The sequence below is a fragment of the Amycolatopsis sp. NPDC031561 genome, assembly GCF_055580625.1.
Map to the genome: position 1 here is coordinate 1 of NZ_JBVILA010000010.1, position 8,557 is coordinate 8,557.

Consider the following 8,557-nt stretch of genomic DNA (forward strand, 5'->3'; position numbering starts at 1 on the left):
TTTTTTTTTTTCTCTCCTCCCCCCCCCCCCCCCCCCCCCCCCCCCCCCCCCCCCCCCCCCCCCCCCCCCCCCCCCCCCCCCCCCCCCCCCCCCCCCCCCCACACCCGGGCTGGCTGGCGCGGCCCTCACGAGACTCGACCCACCACGCCACCGGCCGCCCTGGCTCGCCTCTGCGGTACATAAAGGCCCCCTTCCTTGCGCCTAGGTACAGGAAGGGGGCCTTCATGTACTTGGGGAAGGGGTCCTTCACGCGCCGCCGCCCGTGAAGGCCTCCTTCACTACCTTCAGGGTAGGCAAGGAGGCATTCACGGACCTGCGACCAACTCCAGCCACAAGCAGCAGGTACCTAAGACCCCTTTGGCTCTAACCCGAAACGCCACTCACGACCAACCCGCCCCAGCCGCAAACCACCGGCCGCTAGGGCTTCACGGCGCTTCGGGGGCGGTCGCGGGCAGCAGCTCCCGCAACATGGCCAGCAGTTCCCGCCGGTCCCCGGCCCCGAGTTTCCCCCGGATCCGGGCCATGTGGTGTTCCACGGTCTTGCCCGAGATGAACAGCTTGCTCCCGGCCTGCTTGTAGGTCAGCCCGTCGACGACCAGCCGGGCGACCTCCAGTTCCCGTTCGCTCAGGGTGCTCAGACCGGTGGCCGCGACGGGTTCCGGAGCGCGGCCTTGGAACTGCCGGGCCGCTTCGAGCAGCTGGACCATCGCCTTGCGGTCCGAAGTCCGGATCGCCGCCTGTCCGACCAGCCGGGAGGCGTCCCAGCAGAGCCCGAGTTCGTGCAGTTCCGACGCCGCCGCGGTGATGACCTCGGGATCGAAGCTCCCGGTCAGGACGGCGAGCCAGCCGCTCGCGGCGGCGGCGAGTGCGGCCGGATAGCGGCCGCAGGGCGCGAAAGCGTTCAGCGCGGACAGGTGGTCCGCGGCCGAAGAGTGATCCTCGACGGTGATGGCGGCGTGCAGCTCGTGCCAGCGCAGGGTGGCCGTCCACAGTGGAGGGTTGCCGAGCGCGTCGAGGACGGTGTGCGCCCGTTCCAGGTGCCCGGCCAGTTTGGCGCTCGCGCCGCCCCGCGCGGCCGCGATCGTGAGTTCTCCCAGCGGCAGCAGCGAATACAGGTCCGGCTGCTGGCGCATCGACGCCTGGTAGGCGCGGTCCCAGGATCGTTGCATCCCGGGAAGGTCACTCGACCGTCGCGCCAGGCCCAGTTGGAGGGTGGCGGCGAAGAGTTCGTCGCGGGCTTCGAGGCCGTCCGGCGGCATCAGGGCTTCGGCGGCCGTCTTGAGGTCGCCCGCGGTCATCGCGACCCAGCCGAGCAGCAGCCGGTGCCGTTTCGCGAGCAGGTCTCCGCCGATCCGCCCGGTCACCGCGCGGCTCAGCACCGATTCGGCCAGCGCGAGTTCGCCGGAATGCAGTCCCACCAATGCCGCTAGGGCCGCCGGGCTGTCCGGGAGCGGTGCGGGCGCCCCGGCCGATTCCAGCATCGACGCCGCGCCCAGCAGGGCCGACAGGGTTTCGGCACCGCAGCCGGACACCGAGCCGGTGATCGCGCGCGCCGTCCGCGAGGCGGCGTTCGCGAACAGGGTCGGGACTTCGGGGGTTTCCAGTACGCCCTGGGCTGCTTCGAGTTTTCCGGTGCCCAGCAAGGCGATCGCGGCGAACGCCTTCGATCCGGCCCGGCCGGACCATTGGTACAGCTCGGCGCTGTGCGCCAGTTCGCCGCGATGCGCCAGCACGGTCGCGGCCACTTCGGCGCCCGCGGCCCTGGCGTCCGTGTCCGAGGTGCCGCCGAGCATCCCGTCGCCGAGCCGGAGCGCGGTGTCGAGGTCTCCGGCCAGCGCCGCGGCGTGCGCCCAGCCGACGGTGAGCGCCGCGCCGCGCCCACCGGCCTCGGACGCCGCTTCGTAGAACCGCGCCGCGAGTTTCGTGTCGTCGGGCATCGCCTCACGCGCGGCCGCCTCGAAGGCCGCCGCCGCGCTCGCGCCCGAACTTCCCGTTCCCAGCAGGGAACGAGCGAGGTCCAGCACCGGAAGTCCGTCGCGCAGCTGGAGTTCCACCAGCCGTTGCAGCACCGTCAGCCGTCGTCCCGGCGATCCCCAAGCGCGGACGGCTTCGGCGGCGATCGGCAGCAGGACGTCGTCCTCGCCGAGGAGCCCGGTCGCCCTGGCGTCGTCGAAGACCTCCGGCAGGCCTTCGCGATCGCGGTTGAGCAGTGCCGCCAGGAGATCGAGGTTCCGGCCCGCGCCTGCCTCGGCCGCGATCAGGTAGCGGTGCACGTCCTCGTCCAGCTGCTCCAGTTCACCGCGGAATTCCGCGAGCCCGCCGGTGACCGCGCGGAGCACGAGCCCCGGCACACCACCGGTTCTGACGTGGACTTCTCCGGCCGTCGCCCCGTCGCCACCGGCGTACTCGACGAGCCGCCGGACGTCGTCGACACCGAACGCGCCCAAGGACACCGATCTACCGAAGGAATCCGCGAGCGCGCGCAGCGCCTTGGTCCGCGTCGTCGTTCTGCAGGCGAGTACGACGGGCACGGTCGTTTCCTCCGCCCGTGCCTTGATCTTCGCGATCTCGTTTTCGCCGAGCTGGTCGGCGTCGTCGACGAGCAAGGCCTCGACACCGGCACTCGCGTAATGGCGTCCGAGCAGGCCGAGCAGATGGGTCTTCCCGTGCCCGCCGGGGGCGACGACGGTGAGCCGCACCGGGAGTTCCGGGGCGGCGGTCACCTCGTCGAGCAGACGCCGGGCACCCGGATGGATGATGCCGGGCTTGTCGAGCAATGCGTTCAACAGCGACCTTCGGGGGAGGGCTGGGTGGCGCCGGGGGTGTGCGGCGCGCACGAGGTCGGCGTGGTGGGCGGGGCTTCGGGACCCTTGTCCGCGGTGGCTTCTCGGGTGGTCAGGGTGAGCAGCAGGGCGGTCGCGGCCAGCACCGCGACCGCGGTCCCGGCGACGAGGGGCTTGCGACGGCTGAGCAGTTTCGCCGCCCCGGTGCGTTCTGGCAAGGGGAACGGGGTGATGTCCACCGGTGGCCGTTCGGGCCGCTCGGTGAGTTCCGGAGTGTCGTCGACGCGGGGGAGCAGGGTGGTTTCCACGGTCGCCACGGCATTCGAGGGTTGCAGAACGTCACGTCGCGCGGCGATGTTGGCCGCGCCGGTCGCCACCGTCAGCACCGGATCACTCGAGGCGAAGACGGGGCACGGCGTCCGGCCGGGAACCGGCGGGGCCTCGCCGCAGAGCACGATGCCCGCCAGCGCCTGCGGCTGGATCCCGGCGCCGTGCGCGAGTTCGAAGACCTTGCCGATGGCCTCGCCGGGGTCGACGCCTTCGACCGTCTTGACCGGCAGCCAGCCGTTGATCCCGGCGGTAGCGATCGTTACCACCGCGCCGTCCGGGCCGAATTCGCAGATACCGGCGGTGACCTCACCTTGCGGGGCGAGGTAAGCGTGCAGCGCGGCGATGGGCGCCGGTACCAGCATGGCGCGGGGGAAGCCGGCTTCGGCCAGCGCCCGGCGCAGCAGGTCGCGGCGGAACGAACCCCAGCCGACGGGGTGCGTGAGCACGATGTCCTGCGGTTTCTCGCCGAACCTCTCGGCCGCCTGATCCACCGCGGCGTCCACGAGGACGGCGCTGAGGGATTCGGCCGGGAACCGTTCGCCGCCGACGATCACGGGGACGTCGTCACCGACCCGCTCGTGGAACCCGGTCAGCAGCCGGGCGGGCGCGGACCGGCCCGCTTCGACGGCGGCGTCCCCGGTGAGCAGGTAGCCGTCGTCGTCGAGGAACACCGCGGACGCCGCCGACGGGCCGCGTGCGCCGAGCCACGACGGCTCCGGCACGCCCCAGCCGTCGCCCTGGTTCACGCAGGTGGCGGCGGTGGTGCGGGTCGAGGCGATATCGATGCCGAGGACGTAGGGCAACGAGCATCCTCCTTCGCTTGACCAGCCCCTAAGGACCTCATAGGGCCACTCACCCGAACGGCTTGACCCATCCGGGTGAGAGTTGGCATTAAACCCAACCGGATGCGTCTCGGTTAAGCCCCTAACGCCCTAACGATGTCATACCGATCCCCTATTGGCTGAGTGAGTGACGACCAGGAGTGATCCCCGATGTGCTGAGAGGTACCGGCTCACTAACTTCGGTGACCTGCGCTCAGCCGTGCCCTCCGGCCGCTGCGCCAGCCCCACCGACTAGACCACCAGGAGAGTCCTTCCATGGGTTCCGTCCAGACCCTGCACGACTTCACGCTGAACCTGCTGAACGACACCGCCGCCCGCGTGGCGTTCGCCAACGACCCGCAGCAGGTCCTCGCCGACGCCGGCCTCGGTGACATCAACGCCGCCGACGTGCACGAGGTCGTCCCGCTGGTGCTCGACTTCGTCCCGGTCGACACCGCCACCGACGTCACCGGCACCGCCGCGGCGACCGCCGACAACCTGGCGGGCTTCGGCGGCGTCGCGAACGTCGTCAACGGCACCGACGGCGAGTGCGCGGACGGTGTCCAGGGCGCGATCGACCAGCTCACCGCGCTGACCGCCGGCCTGCCGGTCGCCGTCCCGGGTGCGGGCGAACTGCCCAGCCTCCCGAGTCTGCCCGACGCCGGTCTCCCGGGTCTGCCGGAGCTGGGCGGCCTTCCCGCGGTCCCGGCCGTGCCCGCCGTGGGCGACCTGCCGGTCGACCTCCCGGGCCTGCCCGCCGTCCCGGCCGTCTCCGACGTGACCGACGTGTCGAACGCCGCCGCCGGCGTGACCGCCCTCGCGCAGAACACCGTCGGCAGCTTCGGCCTGACCGGCGACCTTTCGGACCTCGACGCCGTCTCCGCCGTCCCGGCCGGTGGCCTCGCCAACGGTGCCGTCGACACCGCGACCGACCTGGTCCACGACGTCCCGGCCGTGGACGCGGTTCCGGCCGTCGACTCGGTCCCGGCCGTCGGTGACCTGAGCAGCGACCTGCCCCGCGTCGACGGTGTCGCGGGCGGTGCCCCGGACTTCCTGTCGACCGTGGGTGACCTGACCAGCGTCATCGGCCAGGTCGGTGTCGCGGACGTCACCACCAAGGTGCACGACATCGCGGGCAAGGCGCACGACATCGGCAACGGCAACATCGCCAACGACGTGACCGACAACGTCGCGACCGACGTCACCGACAACGTCGTGAACGACGTCGCGAACCACGCGGGCGTCAACGACGTGCACGACGTCGTCTCCGGCGTGGCCAACAACATCGGCCACGTGGGCGACATCAACCTCGGTGCGGGCGACATCGCCTCGCACAACGACATCCACATCGGCTGAGCTGAAAATCCTTCATCTCTCACCGTGTGCACGGGCCCCGCGATCGCACCAGGTCGCGGGGCCCTCGCGGCATGTTGGCCCATGCCACATTGATTCCGCGCTTGGTTAAGGGAACACTGCATCCCCGTGACAGCCCCCGCCTGGCTCGACGTGCTCAACGAGACCTTGGACGCCTGTGCCGCCCACGGTCGCGCCGACCTGGCCGAACGCCTGCGGCGGAGACGGGACCAGCAGGTACCGGGCACCCGGATCGCGGTGGTCGGCTTTCCCAAGCAGGGCAAGGGTTACCTGCTCAACGCGCTGCTGAACGCCCCGGTCTGCGCGGTCGGGGACGCGAGCACCCCCGCCGTCCCCACCGAGATCGGGTACGCCCCCGACGCGGCCGCCACCCTGGTCGGGCGCGCCAGGGAAAGCGTGCCGGTGGCCGATCTCGCCAAGGAACTCGAGATCAGGCCGCCCGGTTCCCTGCGCCGGGTCGAGGTCGGCCTGCCGCGTGAACTGCTCGGCACGGGTCTGGTGCTGGTGGACACCCCGGCGATAGGGGATCCGCGCTCGCCGCGCACGGCGGCCACCCTCGACGTCCTCGCCGACGCGCACGCGGTGATCCTCGTCTCCGACGCGACGCAGGAACTCCAGCCCGCCGAACTCGCGCTGGCCCGGCACATCCGGACCTGGTGCCCGGCACTGGTGCTGGCGCTGACCAAGATCGACGTCAGCCCGGACTGGCGGGAACTCGCCGCCCGCAACCGCACCGCGCTTTCCGAGACCGGTGTCGTCGCCGATGTCTTCCCCGTGTCCGCGACGGTGCGCCAAGCCGCCGCGAAGGCCGGTGACGCCGGCCTCAACGGACGGTCCGGTTTCCCGGAACTCCTGAACTGGGTGGGGGAACAGGCCTCGCGCCCGATCGAACGCACCCGGGCGCTCGCCGCCGCGGTGAGCGTCCGTGCGGCGGCGGTCGAACTGGTCGAGACCCTGCAGACGCGGATCGACGCCGTCTCGCAGGACGGCGGGATCGACCAGGTCACCCTGCTGCACCAGGCACAACGGCGCACCGAGGAACTGCGGCGGCAGAACGTCCGCTGGCAGAACCTGCTGTCGGACGAGATCACCGATCTGGTCTCCGACGCCGAATACGACCTGCGCGAGCGGACCCGGCAGATCGTGCGGCATATCGACCGCACCTTCGACGAAGGCGACCCGGTGCAGATCTGGCCGGATTTCCAGACCTGGCTGGAAGAGAACCTCGCCGAGGCCGTCGAGACGAACTACAACTGGGTGTCCGACCGGTCGACGTGGATCGCGCACGCGGTGGCCACGAGTTTCGGGCCGCGTTACGGCCAGGCGCCGGAACTTCCGCTGACCGGATCCGGAGTGGACTCGATCCCCGAGGTCGGCGCCCCCAAGATCGAGCGGTTCAAGATCGGGCAGAAACTCTTCACCGGCTTGCGCGGTTCCTACGGCGGCGTGCTGATGTTCGGCCTGGTCACGAGTCTCGCCGGGCTGCCGCTGATCAACCCGGTGTCCCTCGGCGCCGGTGTCGCGTTCGCCACGAAGAGCGTGCGCGACGAAGGCGGGATGCGGTTGCAGCGGCGGCAAGCGCTGGCGAAGGCCGCGGCGCAGCGTCATGTCGACGACGTGTTCATCCGGTTCAGCAAGGAGATCAAGGACGAGATCCGCCAGGTCCAGCGGCGGCTGCGCGACCATTTCGCCGCGCTGTCGGACGACCTCGCGGAAGAACTGACCCGCCAACGGGAACTGATCATCGCCGGATCCGCCGAACGGGACCGGCGCACCCAGCGGGTCAAGAAGGAGATCGACCGGCTCGCCGCCCTGCACCGGAAGGCGGGCGCGCTCGGCAGCGGCGCGGCGCCGCGCCGGGAGCTTTCGGCGTGACCGCTCTCGATGTCCGTGAGCTGCTGAGTGAAGCCGCTGCGCTCTACCGGGACCGCCCGCACGCGGTGGCGATGCTGCGCGAATGCCTGGAGCGGCTGGAAGAACCGCTGCGCGTCGGATTCGTCGGCACGCCGGGGACCGGGAAGTCCACTTTGGTCTCCGCGCTGTCGGAATGGCCGACGCGGGCCCTGCGCGACCTCGATCTGTTCGACACCCCGGCGCTCGCCGAACACGTCGACGCGACGGTGCGCCTGGTGCGTCACCTCGAACCCGACGAACTCGCCGGCGCCCGGCCGGTGGGCGGTTCGGCGTTCGCCCGGCAGAGCGCGGTGAACTCGGTGCTGGTGCTCGGCAGGGCCGACGAGGTCGGCGCGGGCCGGATCGACGCGCTGCTCACCGCGAAACAGCTGGCGCGGCGGGCTTGGCGCGAGGACCCGGACTGCGCGGGGTTCCAGGGAGTCATCGCCGTCGCCGGGCAACTGGGTTACGCGGGGCGTGCGCTGCGGGACGACGAGTTCGCGGTGCTGCGCGCGCTGGCGACGGTCTCCCGTCAAGAACTGGAACGGTATCTCCTGTCCGTGGATTCCTTTGTGGACGATCCGTTCCCGGTGGGAGTCCCGCCGGAGTCGAGGAAACACCTGGTGTCACGGTTCGGGCTCTACGGCGTCCGGCTCGCGATCACCCTGATCCGCACGGGCTGCGAGAGCAGGCTGAAGCTTTCGGCGGAACTCGTGCACCGCAGTGGTCTCGGCGACCTGCGGGACGCGCTCGCGGGATGCTTCGTCGCCAGGGCCGAAGCGTTGAAGGCACGCACGGCGGTGCTGCGGCTGGAAGGCCTGCTTTCCGCCGAACCGATCCCGCACGGCGACCGGCTGGCCGCACGCGTGGAGCGGTTCGCCGCGGCCGCGCACGACTTCCGGGAACTGCGGCTCATCGCCGACATCCGCGGCGGCCGCACGGCGTTGTCCGGGGAAGTCGCGGAGGAGGCCGCCCGGCTGCTCGGCGCGCAGGGCCTCGCGCCCACCGAGCGGCTCGGCCTCGAACCCGACGCGGACCCGGCCGAGATCCACGCGGGCGCCGAAAGCGCGCTCGCCGGATGGCGGCACGAGGCGGAACGGGCCGACGCCGCGCACCCCGAACGGGCCGCGGCGCGCGTGATCGTCCGCTCGGTGGAAGGACTGCTCAGCCTCTTCGTGGCCTGACGGCCCCTTTCCCGCAGGGGATGGGGAAGCCGAATGTGGCGTGGTCGTGGGTGGGGCCGGTGACGGGGTGAAGGGGGTCCTTCGCAGCGTCCGATGCCGAGTGGCCGTGGGGGGGGGGGGGGGGGTTGGGGGGGGGGGGGGGGGGGAGGGGGGGGTGGGGGGGGGGGAAGGG

Annotated in this window: 5 protein-coding genes; 3 read left to right on the plus strand and 2 right to left on the minus strand. The window is 71.5% G+C overall.

Annotated features, from left to right (window positions below):
• Positions 1 to 425: 425 nt before the first annotated feature.
• Positions 426 to 2,786, minus strand: coding sequence for a helix-turn-helix transcriptional regulator (locus ACZ5IK_RS21135; protein WP_465489198.1), 2,361 nt, complete (start codon positions 2,784 to 2,786; stop codon positions 426 to 428).
• Complete coding sequence (locus ACZ5IK_RS21140; RefSeq protein ID WP_465489199.1) at positions 2,783 to 3,916, minus strand: molecular chaperone DnaK; 1,134 nt, start codon at positions 3,914 to 3,916, stop codon at positions 2,783 to 2,785. Before ACZ5IK_RS21140 ends, ACZ5IK_RS21135 begins: the two co-directional genes overlap by 4 nt.
• A gap of 294 nt (positions 3,917 to 4,210) precedes the next feature.
• Here ACZ5IK_RS21140 and ACZ5IK_RS21145 point away from each other — a divergent pair, with 294 nt between their 5' ends.
• The 3 genes from ACZ5IK_RS21145 to ACZ5IK_RS21155 all read left to right on the plus strand — a co-directional run bounded on the left by ACZ5IK_RS21145 (position 4,211) and on the right by ACZ5IK_RS21155 (position 8,385).
• A complete protein-coding gene (locus tag ACZ5IK_RS21145) occupies positions 4,211 to 5,290 on the plus strand; it encodes an IniB N-terminal domain-containing protein (protein ID WP_465489200.1) in 1,080 nt (359 codons plus the stop codon).
• 126 nt (positions 5,291 to 5,416) lie between these two features.
• The gene (locus tag ACZ5IK_RS21150; RefSeq protein ID WP_465489201.1) at positions 5,417 to 7,183 is read left to right on the plus strand and encodes a dynamin family protein; all 1,767 of its coding nucleotides are present in this window, start codon (positions 5,417 to 5,419) and stop codon (positions 7,181 to 7,183) included.
• The gene (locus tag ACZ5IK_RS21155) at positions 7,180 to 8,385 is read left to right on the plus strand and encodes a GTPase (protein ID WP_465489202.1); all 1,206 of its coding nucleotides are present in this window, start codon (positions 7,180 to 7,182) and stop codon (positions 8,383 to 8,385) included. The genes ACZ5IK_RS21150 and ACZ5IK_RS21155 overlap by 4 nt, the downstream gene beginning before the upstream one ends.
• The last annotated feature ends 172 nt before the right edge of the window (positions 8,386 to 8,557 follow it).